The organism is Jeotgalicoccus sp. FSL K6-3177 (assembly GCF_038050175.1).
Lineage (GTDB): Bacteria > Bacillota > Bacilli > Staphylococcales > Salinicoccaceae > Jeotgalicoccus > Jeotgalicoccus nanhaiensis.
Window position 1 is genome coordinate 1946369 of sequence record NZ_JBBOSK010000001.1, and the last position, 14682, is coordinate 1961050.

The window sequence follows — 14682 nt, forward strand, 5'->3', positions numbered from 1 at the left end:
TTACATGATTAATTTAAAATGATTTTAGAAGGCAAGTAAATGCACTTTACGTCTATTTAACACATGTTTATACTATCTAAATAATTGGGTTGTTTCCTTTAATAATCCGCTGTCTATACCAATCTCAGCAGTTGCTCCGAAATCTCCGTGATAATCTGATCCTCCTGTAATGAACAGGTCATATTTCTCACACACAGCATCGATTTTTTCATAATCAGCGGGACCGTGATCCGGATGATATTTTTCTATTCCGTCGATTAGTTCATAGTTATCCTCAATCAGTTCATAACTGTGCAGCTGACCGGGATGAGCAATGACTGCGAGGCCCTTGTCCTGTTTAATTGCCTTCAGCGCTTCGATATAGTCGATATACTCGATATCTCCTGCAGCAGGACCGTTGTTCTTAAAGAGAGTCCGGTACTTGGTTGTATATTTCGGGCAAGTGTAATGGTCATCACATATTGCGTGCATAATATGCTGCTTATATATGATGCCGGCCGGTCCGACGCTTTTTTTCACTTCATCCATATCTACATCAATACCGTAATCTTCGATTTTTTTAATTTGTTCCAAAGAATGCTGATGACGCCTCGTTTGTAAAGGCTCCGTTAATTTTTTAATATTCGTTGCATCCAAATCATAGTTATATCCTAAAACGTGTACTTTTCTCCTGCGTTTAAAATCGTAAGCTGAGATTTCTATGCCCGGAATTAAGTCGATACCGAGACGTTTTGCATATGGTAACGCTTCATTGTATGTCAGATTTGTGTCGTGATCGACGAAGCTTAACATTTTAACATCTCTCTCTTTTGCCAGATCCAGTACTTTATTTACACTATCTTTACCATCGGAAAAGCTGCTGTGCACATGCAGATCTATTTTGTCCGTCATACCGCACGCTCCTCGAGCATTTTCGTATTCATGTCATATACTTTTGTGCATAAGCCGTCCATAAATTCCAGATCGTGAAAAATGCCGATCAAAGTTGTACCATTATCGATCAGTTTTGAGATTGTTTCTCTGACTTTCAGTTTCGATTTCTCATCAAGCGATGCTGTAGGCTCATCGAGCAGCAGAAGACGCGGATTTTTAACGACTGCACATGCGATATTTAAACGCAGTTTCTCCCCGCCGCTGAAAGTGTTTGGATAGTTATGCCACAGTGCTTTTGGAATATCGAAGTGTCTGAGTGTTTCTTCAGCTTTTACCGCGGCGCTGTCTTTATCGACGCCCATTTCAAGCATTGAATTAATAACAAGCTCAAGCGTTGTTGTACGCGGCATAACTTTTAAAAATTGAGATACATAGCCGATTTCTTTCGTGCGCAGTTTAATCAGTGCTCTGTCTGATATATTATGCAGATCGACGGAGCCGAAATTCTCGGAATCGTAATTCACAGTACCTGTCGTCGGTTTATAAGTGCCGTAAATACTTTTTAATATAGTCGATTTACCGCTGCCGCTTTCGCCGACAATACCGAGAAACGCACCTTTTTCTACATCGAACGATACCCCGCTGACTGCTTCTCTTGTCTGGTTCAGATGGTGAATGGTGAATGATTTGCTGAAATCATTTATTTTAATCATAGTTATCCTCCTAATCTACCCGGTAGTGGTACTGGCTGACAATTTTTCCGTTAACAATACATTCTGTAATAGTCGGATAATCGTCGAAAATTCTTATGACGTTTAAATCCGCTTTTTTACCTGGTGCAACCGAACCAATTTCATCGTCCATCTGCACTGCTTGGGCTGGATTCAGCGTAATTAGTTTGAAGCCGTCAACGAGCGGATAGCCTGCTTCTTTGTTTAACTTAAATACAGAGTGAAGCATGGCGGGCGGGTAATAGTCGCTGCAGAGAATGGATACGCACCCTTCCATGATTGCGTCTTTTGCGTTTAAATTACCCGAGTGCGAACCGCCGAGCATAATGTTAGGCGCTCCGGCGAGCGTATACATGCCCTTGCCGTGAGCGTATTTTGCAACTTCCATCGTGATTGGAAATTCACTGATCGTCGTTGCCAGCGTTTCATTAAAATCAATTTTCTCTGTTGCGTCGTCGTCGTGAGACGCCACCGCAATGTTTTTTGAACGCGCCAGTTCCGACATCGTTTCCATTTCTTCGACCGACAGCCTGTCCATTTCTTTTTTGCTTTCAATCTGTTTATTAATTTCTTCATCCGAAAGATCCTGGTAGCCTTTCATCGTGTGACGGTACTTTTCAATATCCCGGTACTGTCCCTGACCGGGTGTATGGTCCATAAAACTCAGAAGATGAACGCGCCCGTTTTCAATATGATCTTTTACGGTGTCTACCATACCGAGTGAGTCGAGTTCAAAACGCGCATGCATGCGGTGCCTGATTAAATGTTTCTCGGAATGTGTGCGGTGGATTGCATGAATCAGCTTATCCACATTGTCCGGCTGTCTGACAGGTTTGTGCCCGAATAAATCCTGTTTATATATCGATAAAGAATGGAACATCGTTGTAATGCCATGCGAACTTAAAATTCTTTCCGACTCTTTAATACCGATATTAAAATCCATCACCGTCGTCGGACGCGGGGCAATAATTCCTTCAATATAATCGGAATGAATATCGATAAATCCTGCAGTCACATAACCGCCTTTAGCATCGATAACTCTCTGATGACCTTCAGTATCCGCCTCTGCCATTGGGATAATTGTTTTAATTGTGTCACCTTCGACCACGACTGCATGATTTTCTAAAATTTCTGTCTCTGTTATGACGCTGCTGTTTATAATAATCAAAACTTGTCACCTCTTATAAGATTGAGTAAACTAACTGCTGAGTATATTTATGCTGCGGGTCTTCCAGAATCTGATCGGTAATTCCGTGCTCGATGACCCGGCCGTCAAGCATAACTATGGTCCGGTCACAGAGCATGCGGATAATCGCAAGGTCGTGAGATACGACAATCATGCTGACACCCATGTCGCGCTGAATTTCTTTAATTAATTCCAGCACATCTGCTTGCACTGATAAGTCGAGGCCGGTTGTAACTTCATCCAGCAATAATATCGGCGGGTAATTCGACAGCGCCTTAGCGATTTGCACGCGCTGCTGCATACCGCCGGAGAAATTTTTCGGTGCTTCGTATTTACGGCTGAGCGCAATGTTAACTTTCTCAAGGAAGTGATCTGCCCGGTCTGTCATCTGCCCGACGTTGCGGTTTCCGCTCGCAATCAGTTTTTCTGCGATATTAGTCACCGATGAAAAATCCATCTTTAAACCCTGAAGCGGGTTCTGATACACCATACCGAGCTGCTCGTTGCGGATCTGTCTCTTTTTCTGGCTGGAGACGTCGAAGGCATTGCCTTCAATGCTCGCGTCACCTGGCAGTATATATTCACCGCCAGTCGCTTCCTGATCAAAGTACAGCGTCTTCATTAAAGTGCTTTTCCCGCTGCCGCTCTCACCGACAATGCCGAGAATTTCACCTTTATACAAGTCGAGTGACGCGTTCCTCACTGCATACACTGTATGGCATTCAGGACACATATTTTTTTGCAGTTCGGCATCAGTTTCCCTGCAATAGTCACAGCCGCTGCCAAATTTTTTCGATAAATCTCTCAATGACAATACAACTTCATCATTTGCCGGCATTGTTCACAGCCTCCTCGTTCAGCTTCTCAAGCATGTAGCTCGTATCGTTGGTCAGGTAGTACGTTTCTCCTGTTTTCTCGTCCTGAAGTTCATCCATGTAGACGCCGGTTAAACCTGACTTGCGGCAGACTTTATCTTCAAATTGTTCAACTTCAAATGGATAATCTTCAAAAGCGAGTGATTCCACTTTGGTGTACGGCGGTACGGCGTGAATTTTCTTCTCACGCCCGGCACCGAGGAGAATAAGTCCTTCGTTGTAGTTCATCTTCGGATTATCAAATCTCGGAATCGGGCTCGGTGCCATAACATAGCGGTCATTTACCATGACCGGATAGTCGGCATCATCTGTAATGTGGCCGTATTTCATAATCTGCTCAAATAATTTTATAAATGCTCCGCTGTATTCTTTATCACCGTGCAGCATTTTTGTTTTGCGCTCGCTGACTTCAACGGTTCTTAACGGTTCCGGCATCGGCACCTGCAGCACTAAAATCTGAAAAGGCTTCAGCGGAACTTCCGGGATTCTGTGACGCGACTGAATCAGTGAGGCTTCCGATGTATGAATGGTTTCTTTTACGCCTGTTGTGCTCTGTATTAAATTGCGGATATTAACAGCGTTGACGGATTCGTCCGAGCCCTGGTCGATAACTTTTAAAATATCTTCCCGGCCGACGAGTGACAGCGTCAGCTGCAGGCCGCCTGTTCCCCATCCTCTGGCAATCGGCAGTTCACGTGACGCAAATGGTACCTGATAGCCCGGAATTGCGATTGCTTTTAATGTTTTTCTGCGTATTTCTTTTTTTGAGTGTTCATCTAAAAATGCGAAGTTCTGACTCACTGTCTTTCCTCCTTGCCCTGACGCATACGGTCGAGTTTTGATTGGAATGTAACGTAGTGCGGCAGTTTTAAGTGTGAAATAAAACCTGTCGATTCAACTGAATCAATATGATATAAAACAAATTCATCATCACTCGTAGCGACACCCGGTTCCGGATGCTCGAGACTGTAATCCAATACGCTCATGGCGATGGCTTTCGTTTCATTTTGGCCAAAGACAAGACCGTAGCCGATTTTAATCATCAGATCTTTTTCACCGGCATCCGAATCATCTTCATCTAAGTCCGGCATAAAACCGTCTATTTCAGTGACTTCATAATCACCAATAAAATACTCGCCGTAATCATCATCTAAATCGACATGAACAGGCTGCTGGCCGACACGGCATTCTCCTATATTCGGATGGGAAGCAATCCCGTAACCTCGAATTTCAGCATAGCCGAGCGACGTCACTGCACCAGTCTGGCCGCGGGTTAATGCCTGCAGTCTCTGACTTCTCGTACTCGGATACTCGATCGCCTTTTTCGTAATATCGTCCGGTTCATCATTATTTTCCGGTTCACGAACGAAGAGCCCTTCTTCCTCTAAATAATCGATGACTTTCGGCAGTTTATCGAGGTCATAATTAAACGGAATCTCTTTGCAATCCACCGATTCTCGAGGTCCGTCTGTCACTTCTTTTAATGAATCATCTAAAAGGCGGTGGGTGAAGTCTGAAGTGGCACCGAGGATCTGTCCGCCCGGTATGTCTTTAAAGCTCGCAGACACGCGGCGTTCAACGAACATTTCTCTCGTGTCCGTTACCGTTGAATAATATAATCTCGGTAAGGTCGAACGATGCGCACGCATCAGGAACACTGCTTCTTCCATATTTCCTTCCGCCTGCTTGATTGCGAGTGCCGCTATATCACGGTCATAAAAACTCGCTTCGCTCATGACCTGGTTGATCAGCTGGCGCATATTTGTTTTAATATTTTCAACATCGATGTCGGCTCCATCTTCAAGCCGTCTGTTTTTATATAAAATCACCGAGTTATTGATAGCATGTGCGCCGCCTTTAACCGCAACGTAACCCATTTAAAGCACCTCCACTTTTGTCGTTCTCGGAATGACCACCGTATTATTTTCTTTATCGGTCAGTATTAAATCGATGCCGAGCGGAAACTCTTTGCAGACTTCATTTCTGAGTGCAAACCAGCTGCTCGGGAAAGATAATTGAATATCTGTCGACTCTTTAATACCGGGACCGCTGAGGCGATAAGCCTGCCCTTTGCCGATACTTTCTATATCGATTAGCAGCGTTGCTGACTTTTCAGGAGAAATTAACACACCCTTCATCACTTCCTTAAAATACTCCGCTTTTAAATCTGCTTCTTTAGTCACTAAAAAATCTGCTGACGAATAATCTTTATTCGGAAGACCGCCGGTTAATACTTTTAATTCTTGCCGCATCGTTTTATCTGCTGAATAAAATGAGATTTCATTATCGAATAAGGTCATAGCAGTCAGCAGTGCCGCATTGCTGAAACCCGTATAATTCTTAACATCTTCAGTTATTATTTCAACATGCCCCGGCCGGCTTGCCGCATTGATCAGCTGACGGTAGATCTGCTGTGTTGTATGTACAATTGTATTCACCGTTATCCTCCTAGTCGTTCATCATTTCGAAGCTGACTTTAGTTTGCAAAATTTTCTCTGTTTTTTCTGCAATATCATTTGCTTCAATATTTTTAAGCGATTTTAAAATGTCATTTAACTCCGCTGTAAATTTGTCCAGTTTAAAACTTAAATCGATAAAAGCCATAGCCTCCGACAATTCGTTATCCGAACCTTTCACGAGACCCGTGCCTACAGTTGAGCCATGTCTGATTTTTGTTTCAGTAATCAGCACTTCACCCATATAAAATAAAGAATTTTTCGCATGTTCTCTCGTCTTCATCATAACCAGACCTTCACTCGGCTCACTGATGATTTCGAAGTCCAATGCTTCTTTAAAATTGTTATAGAAATCGATCGCCTCTGTTCTGCCGTACTTGGAAAAAATACGTGTCCATAATTTTCTGTCCATGTCACAACCTCCTTATGAATTAATCCTAACTTGTTGCCAAGCAGGTGGACTTTAAGTATTGGTAAAGGAATGTAAACGTTGGATTGATAATTGTTAATTCAGGATGACTGCATAAAAAAAGACCGGAACTCTTGAGTTCCGGTCTCAGCTCTCATCTGACAGCTGATGTTTAAACAAATCGCTTCTGTATAATATTTTTACCCGCTCCAGACAATCACCCGTCTGCTTATCATAGGTATCTGTTTCAAAGACCAGCAAAGGAACGAGTTCACTGCAGTTTAAAATCTTCATCTCTTCCAGTGTCGGAAATTGAGTAGAGATAATGCGATCTTTACTGCTTAACTGCTCGTGTCCTGAAGTTTTAAAATAGGTGTAAACGGACTGCAGACTATCTTTATCGCTGTATATATCCGGAAACAGGTCTTCCCTTATGTAAGAGCTGTGAATCGCACAGGGAACTTCATTGACAATTCTAAGACGCGCCACTTTAAATATTTTTACGTGATCCGCTGTTCCGAGTGACTTACTGTAATATTCCCGTTCTTTTTCAGAGGCATAATCGGCGTAAATAATCCGGCTTTCGTACGGGATATTCTGCTCCTTCATTTTTTCAGAAAAGCTCGTCGTGCCTGTAACAGCAAATTCAATCGTCGGCAAAGGTTCATTAACGAAACGCCCCACGCCTTGTCTGCCATAAACAATACCCATTTTCTCCAGTTGCACCAGCGCATTTCGCGCATCGATCCGCTTCGCCCGGTATTCTTCAGCCAGCTCATTTTCACTCGGCAGTTTATCACCGGGTCCGAGTTCTCCCTGCAAAATCATTTCCTGAACTCTCGTCCTGATTAAGGTTTCTTTTGTTATTTCCATATTATTCAAAGACACAATTCAGCTCCTTACGACACGATAAATTTATTATACATGGCCGCTTAAATTCATCCTAATAATATCAATAACCGAATATTATTATATTTTTACACAATATATTAAACTAAATATGAACTTTATTAAAATTTATTGTTGATAAGTTCGTTATTTCTGTTAATATAAATACATTCATTAACTTACATACTTAAAGGAGCTTTTGGAATGGACTTGTTAAAAAACAAAATTTTATCAGAAGGTGTCGTACTTTCGGATAACGTATTAAAGGTAGATAAATTTTTAAATCATCAGATTGATCCTGAACTAATGGTGGAAATCGGCAAAGAATTCCACAGCAGATTTAAAGATACAGAAATTACAAAAGTACTTACCTTGGAATCTTCAGGTATCGCGCCTGCAGTAATGACAGCTTTGAACTTCAATGTTCCTGCGGTATTCGCAAGAAAAAGAAAATCGCTGACTTTTACTGATGATTTATTATCTGCACAAGTCTTTTCTTATACGAAACAGGAAACAAATATGATTAGTGTATCCAATCAATTCATTCAGCCGGGAGATAACATTTTAATTATCGATGACTTTTTAGCCAACGGCGAAGCAGCCGGTGCTTTAATTAATATCGTTGAACAGGCGAAGGCTAATGTTTCAGGCATCGGCATCGTGATTGAAAAATCATTCCAAAGCGGAGCCGCAATTCTTAAAGAGAAAAATTACCGTGTGGAATCTCTCGCGCGCATCGAGTCTTTATCGAATCATACTGTAACATTTGCCGGAGACAATGAGTAATGGCTCAGGAATCCAACGTTAAAGATTTTTCGCTCGGTCTGCAGCATGTACTTGCCATGTATGCCGGCGCAGTTATCGTTCCGCTGATTGTCGGCAACGCCATCGGTTTAACACCTGCCCAGCTGACCTACTTGATTTCCATCGATATTATGATGTGCGGGGTGGCAACAATTCTTCAGGTTTGGAAGAATAAGTTCTCCGGCATCGGTTTACCCGTCGTACTCGGATGTACGTTTACCGCCGTTGGACCGATTATTAACATCGCCAATACCTACAGCATTCAATCCGTTTACGGTGCTATTTTAGTATCTGGTTTAATCGTAGTGCTGATTGCTTCTTTTTTCAGTAAACTGATACGGTTTTTCCCGCCGGTTGTGACCGGCAGTGTAGTGACGACTATCGGACTGACACTTATACCGGTAGCAATAAATGACCTAGCCGGCGGTCAGGGTGCTGAAGACTTCGGTTCGGCTGTCAATTTATTTTTAGGCTTTTCGACTTTAATTATTATTTTGATCATTTTAAAATTTGCTAAAGGTTTCTTTAGTTCAATCGCCATATTAACAGGAATTATTATCGGAACAGTGATCGGTGTCTTTTTCGGACGTGTTGATTTCACACCGGTGCTTGAAGCATCATGGCTGCATTTACCGCAAGTGTTTTACTTCGGGACTCCTGAATTCCATCTGCTGCCGATATTAACTATGACACTGGTTGCTTTAGTCAGCCTTGTTGAATCGACAGGTGTGTACTTTGCACTCGGAGATATTACTGAGAAGAAAATTAAAGGCGATGATTTAAAGCGCGGCTACCGCGCAGAAGGAATGGCAATTATTTTAGGCGGACTCGTCAATGCATTCCCTTATACAACGTTTTCTCAAAACGTCGGTCTGATTCAAATATCAGGTGTCCGCAGAAATAAAATTATTTATATTGCCGGTGCCATGCTGATTATTTTAGGACTTGCTCCAAAGATTGGTGCAGCAACACTGGCGATACCGGGACCTGTTCTCGGCGGGGCTATGCTTGCCATGTTCGGCATGGTAATCAGCGCAGGAATCAAAATGCTGTCACACGTTGATTTAAACAAACAGGAAAATATGGTGATTGTCGCAATCTCTCTCGGTATGGGACTTGCAGTCACCGTCGTACCCGACCTGTTCGCTGTCCTGCCTGAAAATCTTTCAGTCATTACTTCAAGCGGGATTGTGATGGGCAGTATGACAGCCATTATACTCAACGCAGTCTTTAACTTTAAATCTATTATTAATCCGCGAAATATATAGAGGAGCACGCACCGGACTTGCCGGTGCGTGCTTTTTTATGGTGTGCGTGCCACCGTGGGTTCTCGGCGGCGCGCAAAGGGTGTCTTCGTGCCACCGTGGTTTTTCGATGGCGCGCAAGGAGCGTTCTCGTGCCGCCGTGGGTTCTCGGTGGCGCGCAAGGAGCGTTCTCGTGCCACCGTCAGTTACTTCCGGTTGCCATTCCGCTTCAAGTTGTAATAAGATTAACTTAAGTAAACAATTTAGGGAGTGTATCATATATGAAGAAAATGAACGTTGAAAGTTTTAACCTGGATCACACAAAAGTGGCGGCACCTTATATTAGACTCGCAGGAACAAACGAAGGACAGTACGGAGATACAATTTATAAATACGATATCCGTTTCTGCCAGCCTAACAAAGAGCATATGGATATGCCTGCACTTCACTCAATTGAACATCTAATGGCTGAAAATATTCGCAACCATCACGAACGTGTTGTTGATTTAAGTCCTATGGGATGTCAGACAGGATTTTATCTTTCAGTATTAAACGATGAAGATAAAGCAGGCATTGAAAATGTTATGGAGAAAACATTGAACGATGTCCTTGAAGCAACTGAAGTTCCTGCATGTAATGAAGTACAGTGCGGATGGGCAGCGAGCCACAGCTTAGAAGGTGCGAAAGAAATCGCGCGCAAAATGCTTGAAGGACGCGACAGCTGGAGCACAGTATTTGCTGAATAATATTTAGATTATGATCGGGATACATGTGATTCGGCGTCATATCAATCCCAGAGAGTTGGGATACATATGAGAGGCTGTCATACCAACCCCAGAGAGCTGGGATACACATAAACGGAGCTCATATCAACCCTAAGAAGCTGGGATACATATGAACGGAACTCATATCAACCCCAAGAAGCTGGGATACACATGAACGGAGCTCATATCAACCCCAGACAACCAGGATACACATGAGCGGAAGTCATACCAACTCCCCAACAAATCCGGTCTAAATTCTATATAGATCACCAAAAAATTAGGTCTCGCTCAAACATAAAACAGCTCAGATATCTTTAATTCAAGATATTTAAGCTGTTTTATTTATTCAAGTTTTTTAATCACCTTTCCTGACTGTGATTCATCATTTCAATTTACTTACGCGTGTGACAAGCGTAAAATATACAGGATAATCTATAAAATAAGAAAGAGGTTTTCCGTAATGATTATGCCGGTATGGCTGATGTGGTTAATTCCGCCTGTTGTTTTTATGATAATACCATTAAAAATGCTGATCGACTGGTTTGCGATTTATTTACCGCTCGATAAAAAATATAAACGCAAGGAAATTACTGTTAAGGCTTCTTGGAAAATCTGGCTGACTGATATCGGTCTGAATCTTGCTGCTGTTGGAATTATGTATGCGGCGCTGTTTATCGACCCGCTGTTCAGAAGCAACCCCGCTTCATTCGACGATGTAAAAGAAATCAGCAATGCTACTCCTGACTGGATTGTCGCTTTTTTCGAAGGCGTTATTGCAAACCCCTTCAACAGTATTTACAGCATGATTTTTGTACTCCTTGTATTCATTATCATAATTTTTATCCAGTTTAAAATCACACAAAAAATCTATGCTAAATTCGGTCTCGAAGATAAACAAATCACCAGATCGAGTATTATCTCAACACTATTAATGGCACCATGGATTATTATTATCCCAACATCATTATTCTCATCTATTATTTAAGAAAAAAGTCACTGGCGGCTGTATCCGTCAGTGACTTTTATTATTATTATGAAAATCATCTTTTATATATGACAAATCTCCAAACACTCTCATGCGCATAATAATTATTTTTAACTCTGCATTCTTCCGAGCACCTGCTCAGTTGTCGGCATCGCGTGCTGCGCACCGAATTTTTCTACACTGATTGATGCTGCAGTGTTGGCGAAATGACAGCTTTCCTGCAGGCTTTTACCCTGTGCAATATAACTGACAAAGGCGCCGTTAAAGCAATCTCCTGCACCTGTCGTATCGACAACTTCCGCTTTCATGGTCGGCACGTCGACGCGGAAGGCATCGACTGAATAATAACAGCCTTTGCTGCCGCTCGTAACGACAAATTTATCGACGTGGTCTTTTAAAATTTCAGGATGTGCTGCTGCCAGCTGTGTCAATTCAATCTGATTCGGCGTAATATATGTACTGTAATTTATAATATTATCCGTCAGCTTTTGTGCCGGCGCCGGGTTAACAACTAAATCAATATTATTCTCTCCGCACACCTGTGCAACATAATCCACTGTGTCCATCGGAATTTCAAGCTGGGTGACGACGACATCGCTTTCTAAAATTGCCTGACGGTGTTTATCGATTACATCTGTTGTAACATGTGCATTCGCGCCCGGTACAACGATAATTGTATTATCCAGCGGGTTTACGGTAATCATGGCAATACCGCTCTCCACCTCATCAATCATCTCAATATTACCGACGTTGACACCTTCTTTTCTCAGACTTTCAATCATTTCAATCCCGAACGCATCGTTGCCCACTCTGCCGATAAACGTCACATCGCAACCGAGTCTCGCTGCTGCAACGGCCTGGTTCGCACCTTTGCCGCCGCACAGTGTCGTGAACTTTTCACCAGTCAGTGTTTCGCCGATTGACGGGTGACGTTCTGCCGTAACGACCAAATCCATATTTAAACTGCCTACAATTGTTACCTTAGGCTTGCTCATCTGTTCTACCTCCAAGAATTACTATAGACTGCCGAGTTTAGCCTGCAGTATATTTTGAAATGCTGTTAAATCGATATCGTTCACAAGTGTCACATTACGCCCCGCTTCAGGTGCAGTCTTCCGCACATCGCATACAGTCATGCCCCGGTTGATATCATCTGTACAATCTACATCAACACTGACCTGCATTCCTTTAAATATTTCAGGATTAGTCAGATAAATAACCGCAACTGCATCGTGAATATGCACAAGTTCACTGTTAATATATGCAGGAGAATCAAAGTAAAATTTCAGCATTTCGCCAAATGCTTTCTGCACTTCTCCTTCGCTGTTAAACAGTGCTTCGACCTGCTCCCGGTCGAGCCCGCTCTTATGGGTCACGTCAAGTCCGCACATTACAATCGGCAGGCCCGAATCAAAGACGATTTTCGCAGCCTCAGGGTCTCCCCATATGTTGAATTCCGCTGTTGGGGTTCTGTTGCCGAATGTACCGCCGCCCATTAAGACAATTTCTTCAATGCGTTCCGCTGTTTCAGGAAATACTTTTAAAAGCAGCGCAATATTTGTCAGCGGACCGACAGGAACCAGCGTCATCTTTTCATCTTCAGGAAGATTCATAATATAATCTCTGATAAGCTGCAATGAATTGCCCGGCTCAGCCTGCTTCGAAGTTTTCGGCAGTACAGTATTGCCGAGTCCTGTCTCACCGTGGACGTGTCCCGCATCTTCTTTTTGTCTTGTCAGAGGTCCTTCCGCTCCTTTAACGACAGGTACATCCAAATCGAGAAAAGCGCTCAGTGCAAGCGCATTGTTCGTGACGCGCTCTATCGTCTGGTTCCCCGCCACCGTGGAAATCCCGTGGATATTTAATGCATCTCTGCTTGCGGCTGCCGCAGCAAGTGCTATTGCATCATCAATCCCAGGGTCGCAGTCAATCCATATATTCTTCTTACTCATCAGTCTGTCCTCCGTCAAATGATTTCAAAATTTCTTCAAATAGTCTCCAAAATGCTTCTGTGTCCACCCCGAAGGCAACATTAGTGTTCGGCTCTCTGCCTGTTACACTCAGCGTATCGATTACTGTCATACCGTATGAATATTCACCCTTCGTCTCAACAGTCACATTTAAGTATTCTGTCTTAAACAGTTCCGGTTTTAAAAGATACATCGTCGTGCACGCATCATGAATCGGGCCGCCGTTAAAGCCGAAATGATTTTTATACGTTTCGCCGAAAAAGATCAGCAGCTCTTTAACGAATACAGCAATCTTATTATCGATTTTACCGACACGCTCTATAATATCTTCAGTCGCAATAACCTGATGTGTCACATCGAGACCGAACATCGTCACAGGGACGCTGCTGTCGTAAACAACTTTCGCCGCTTCCGCATCGACAAAAATATTAAATTCCGCCGCCGGTGTCCAGTTGCCGAAGGTACCGCCGCCCATTAAAACAATTTCATCAATATTTTCAATGATTCTCGGTTCTTTAATCAAAGCCATAGCAATATTCGTGAGCGGTCCTGTCGGAACGAGCGTGACCTGTTCAGATGAATTCATTACCTGTTCTATAATAAAATCAACAGCATGTCCTTCTGTGACCTCTATTTGAGGATCTGGAAGCTCCGGGCCGTCCATACCGGTTTCCCCATGAATTTCAGGTGCAATTTCACTCGCCTTTACGAGGGGTCTTCTCGCCCCCTGGACAACCGGCACATCCAGTTCCAGCAGTTCGCAGATTTTTAATGTATTAATTGTATTTTTTTCGACTTCGACGTTGCCTGCTACAGTCGTAATTCCTAAAATATTTAAGTCACTGGCAGCTGACGCCGCGATAATAATCGATATTGCATCATCATGCCCCGGATCACAGTCTAAAATAACATTTCTCATCAGTAAACACTCCAATTCGTAGTCTTAAAACAATTATCTCATGTGCCGCCTGAATTTTACAGACAGACCCTGATTATATTTGCCGCTTCATTCTTAAAGACACCTGCACTTCACCATCTGCGCTTTTTGTTTCTTTCAGTGACTGGCAGACAAATCCCCGCGCTTTATAGAATGGCAGGCCAAGTTCATTATCTTGCTGCACCGACACCCATTGTTCATCGGCACCTTTACGCTTTTGATGCTGCGTCAATTCATCTAATAAAGTCTTGCCGATTCCATGATACCTGTATTTATCGTCGATATAAAATACATATACTTCCGCAGTTTTAGCTCCTGTCATTCCGCCGCCTATTACTCCTCTGATAATACCGTCTTTTTCAGCCACATAGGAATAGCTGCCTTTTTTAATATCTGCTGTAACTTTATCAGGATTGTACCAGTAATTCACTGTCTGCTGCTGAAACTTACTACTCATCTTCCCTTCGACAGTCTGTCGCCAACCCGTGCTGCAAATATCTGCTATACGTTCAGCATCTTCCGGTCCCGGTTTTCTGATTACAAGGGCCATCCCGCCACCT

Annotated in this window: 17 protein-coding genes; 4 read left to right on the plus strand and 13 right to left on the minus strand. The window is 42.9% G+C overall.

Annotated features, from left to right (window positions below; all coding sequences use genetic code 11):
• Window positions 1-72 precede the first annotated feature (72 nt).
• The 9 genes from MHH58_RS09900 to MHH58_RS09940 all read right to left on the minus strand — a co-directional run bounded on the left by MHH58_RS09900 (window position 73) and on the right by MHH58_RS09940 (window position 7418).
• Window positions 73-891, minus strand: a complete 819-nt coding sequence (locus tag MHH58_RS09900) for a PHP domain-containing protein (RefSeq protein ID WP_135098631.1) — start codon at window positions 889-891, stop codon at window positions 73-75.
• Window positions 888-1592, minus strand: a complete 705-nt coding sequence (locus MHH58_RS09905) for a phosphonate C-P lyase system protein PhnL (protein WP_341346103.1) — start codon at window positions 1590-1592, stop codon at window positions 888-890. Before MHH58_RS09905 ends, MHH58_RS09900 begins: the two co-directional genes overlap by 4 nt.
• Window positions 1593-1596: 4 nt before the next feature.
• On the minus strand, window positions 1597-2772 hold the full coding sequence (phnM, locus tag MHH58_RS09910; protein ID WP_341345792.1) for a phosphonate metabolism protein PhnM: 1176 nt from the start codon (window positions 2770-2772) through the stop codon (window positions 1597-1599).
• Window positions 2773-2785: 13 nt separating this feature from the next.
• The gene (locus MHH58_RS09915) at window positions 2786-3628 is read right to left on the minus strand and encodes an ATP-binding cassette domain-containing protein (RefSeq protein WP_135098637.1); all 843 of its coding nucleotides are present in this window, start codon (window positions 3626-3628) and stop codon (window positions 2786-2788) included.
• Complete coding sequence (locus MHH58_RS09920) at window positions 3615-4466, minus strand: alpha-D-ribose 1-methylphosphonate 5-phosphate C-P-lyase PhnJ (RefSeq protein ID WP_135098639.1); 852 nt, start codon at window positions 4464-4466, stop codon at window positions 3615-3617. The genes MHH58_RS09915 and MHH58_RS09920 overlap by 14 nt, the downstream gene beginning before the upstream one ends.
• On the minus strand, window positions 4463-5542 hold the full coding sequence (locus MHH58_RS09925; protein ID WP_341345793.1) for a carbon-phosphorus lyase complex subunit PhnI: 1080 nt from the start codon (window positions 5540-5542) through the stop codon (window positions 4463-4465). The genes MHH58_RS09920 and MHH58_RS09925 overlap by 4 nt, the downstream gene beginning before the upstream one ends.
• Window positions 5543-6103, minus strand: a complete 561-nt coding sequence (phnH, locus tag MHH58_RS09930) for a phosphonate C-P lyase system protein PhnH (protein ID WP_135098643.1) — start codon at window positions 6101-6103, stop codon at window positions 5543-5545.
• 10 nt (window positions 6104-6113) lie between these two features.
• Entirely contained in the window at window positions 6114-6533 is a 420-nt protein-coding gene (locus MHH58_RS09935) for a phosphonate C-P lyase system protein PhnG (protein ID WP_135098645.1), read from the minus strand.
• Between the two features lie 144 nt (window positions 6534-6677).
• Complete coding sequence (locus tag MHH58_RS09940) at window positions 6678-7418, minus strand: GntR family transcriptional regulator (protein ID WP_318272334.1); 741 nt, start codon at window positions 7416-7418, stop codon at window positions 6678-6680.
• Between the two features lie 204 nt (window positions 7419-7622).
• On the opposite strand from MHH58_RS09940, the gene MHH58_RS09945 reads away from it, so the two are divergent.
• The 4 genes from MHH58_RS09945 to MHH58_RS09960 all read left to right on the plus strand — a co-directional run bounded on the left by MHH58_RS09945 (window position 7623) and on the right by MHH58_RS09960 (window position 11215).
• The gene (locus MHH58_RS09945) at window positions 7623-8204 is read left to right on the plus strand and encodes a xanthine phosphoribosyltransferase (RefSeq protein WP_135098647.1); all 582 of its coding nucleotides are present in this window, start codon (window positions 7623-7625) and stop codon (window positions 8202-8204) included.
• Window positions 8204-9490 carry a nucleobase:cation symporter-2 family protein gene (locus MHH58_RS09950; RefSeq protein ID WP_341345794.1) on the plus strand — a complete coding sequence of 429 codons (1287 nt, stop codon included), beginning with the start codon at window positions 8204-8206 and terminating at the stop codon, window positions 9488-9490. The genes MHH58_RS09945 and MHH58_RS09950 overlap by 1 nt, the downstream gene beginning before the upstream one ends.
• A gap of 257 nt (window positions 9491-9747) precedes the next feature.
• Window positions 9748-10212, plus strand: coding sequence for an S-ribosylhomocysteine lyase (locus MHH58_RS09955; RefSeq protein ID WP_135098651.1), 465 nt, complete (start codon window positions 9748-9750; stop codon window positions 10210-10212).
• Between the two features lie 478 nt (window positions 10213-10690).
• On the plus strand, window positions 10691-11215 hold the full coding sequence (locus MHH58_RS09960) for a hypothetical protein (protein ID WP_341345795.1): 525 nt from the start codon (window positions 10691-10693) through the stop codon (window positions 11213-11215).
• Window positions 11216-11325: 110 nt separating this feature from the next.
• On the opposite strand, the gene rbsK is transcribed toward MHH58_RS09960, so the two are convergent.
• The 4 genes from rbsK to MHH58_RS09980 form a co-directional block, all read right to left on the minus strand.
• On the minus strand, window positions 11326-12210 hold the full coding sequence (gene rbsK / locus MHH58_RS09965) for a ribokinase (RefSeq protein WP_135098655.1): 885 nt from the start codon (window positions 12208-12210) through the stop codon (window positions 11326-11328).
• A 21-nt stretch (window positions 12211-12231) separates the two neighbouring features.
• A complete protein-coding gene (locus tag MHH58_RS09970; protein WP_341345796.1) occupies window positions 12232-13167 on the minus strand; it encodes a nucleoside hydrolase in 936 nt (311 codons plus the stop codon).
• Window positions 13160-14104 carry a nucleoside hydrolase gene (locus MHH58_RS09975; RefSeq protein ID WP_341345797.1) on the minus strand — a complete coding sequence of 315 codons (945 nt, stop codon included), beginning with the start codon at window positions 14102-14104 and terminating at the stop codon, window positions 13160-13162. The genes MHH58_RS09970 and MHH58_RS09975 overlap by 8 nt, the downstream gene beginning before the upstream one ends.
• Window positions 14105-14177: 73 nt before the next feature.
• Entirely contained in the window at window positions 14178-14672 is a 495-nt protein-coding gene (locus tag MHH58_RS09980) for a GNAT family N-acetyltransferase (RefSeq protein WP_341345798.1), read from the minus strand.
• Between the last annotated feature and the right edge of the window lie 10 nt (window positions 14673-14682).

Bases quoted from the DNA above. Each gene is read 5' to 3' on its own strand.
- MHH58_RS09900 (WP_135098631.1), bottom strand. From the start codon at position 891: ATGACGGACAAAATAGATCTGCATGTGCACAGCAGCTTTTCCGATGGT.
- MHH58_RS09915 (WP_135098637.1), bottom strand. From the start codon at position 3,628: ATGCCGGCAAATGATGAAGTTGTATTGTCATTGAGAGATTTATCGAAA.
- MHH58_RS09925 (WP_341345793.1), bottom strand. From the start codon at position 5,542: ATGGGTTACGTTGCGGTTAAAGGCGGCGCACATGCTATCAATAACTCG.
- MHH58_RS09935 (WP_135098645.1), bottom strand. From the start codon at position 6,533: ATGGACAGAAAATTATGGACACGTATTTTTTCCAAGTACGGCAGAACA.
- MHH58_RS09945 (WP_135098647.1), top strand. From the start codon at position 7,623: ATGGACTTGTTAAAAAACAAAATTTTATCAGAAGGTGTCGTACTTTCG.
- MHH58_RS09950 (WP_341345794.1), top strand. From the start codon at position 8,204: ATGGCTCAGGAATCCAACGTTAAAGATTTTTCGCTCGGTCTGCAGCAT.
- MHH58_RS09955 (WP_135098651.1), top strand. From the start codon at position 9,748: ATGAAGAAAATGAACGTTGAAAGTTTTAACCTGGATCACACAAAAGTG.
- MHH58_RS09960 (WP_341345795.1), top strand. From the start codon at position 10,691: ATGATTATGCCGGTATGGCTGATGTGGTTAATTCCGCCTGTTGTTTTT.
- rbsK (WP_135098655.1), bottom strand. From the start codon at position 12,210: ATGAGCAAGCCTAAGGTAACAATTGTAGGCAGTTTAAATATGGATTTG.
- MHH58_RS09970 (WP_341345796.1), bottom strand. From the start codon at position 13,167: ATGAGTAAGAAGAATATATGGATTGACTGCGACCCTGGGATTGATGAT.
- MHH58_RS09975 (WP_341345797.1), bottom strand. From the start codon at position 14,104: ATGAGAAATGTTATTTTAGACTGTGATCCGGGGCATGATGATGCAATA.
- MHH58_RS09980 (WP_341345798.1), bottom strand. From the start codon at position 14,672: ATGGCCCTTGTAATCAGAAAACCGGGACCGGAAGATGCTGAACGTATA.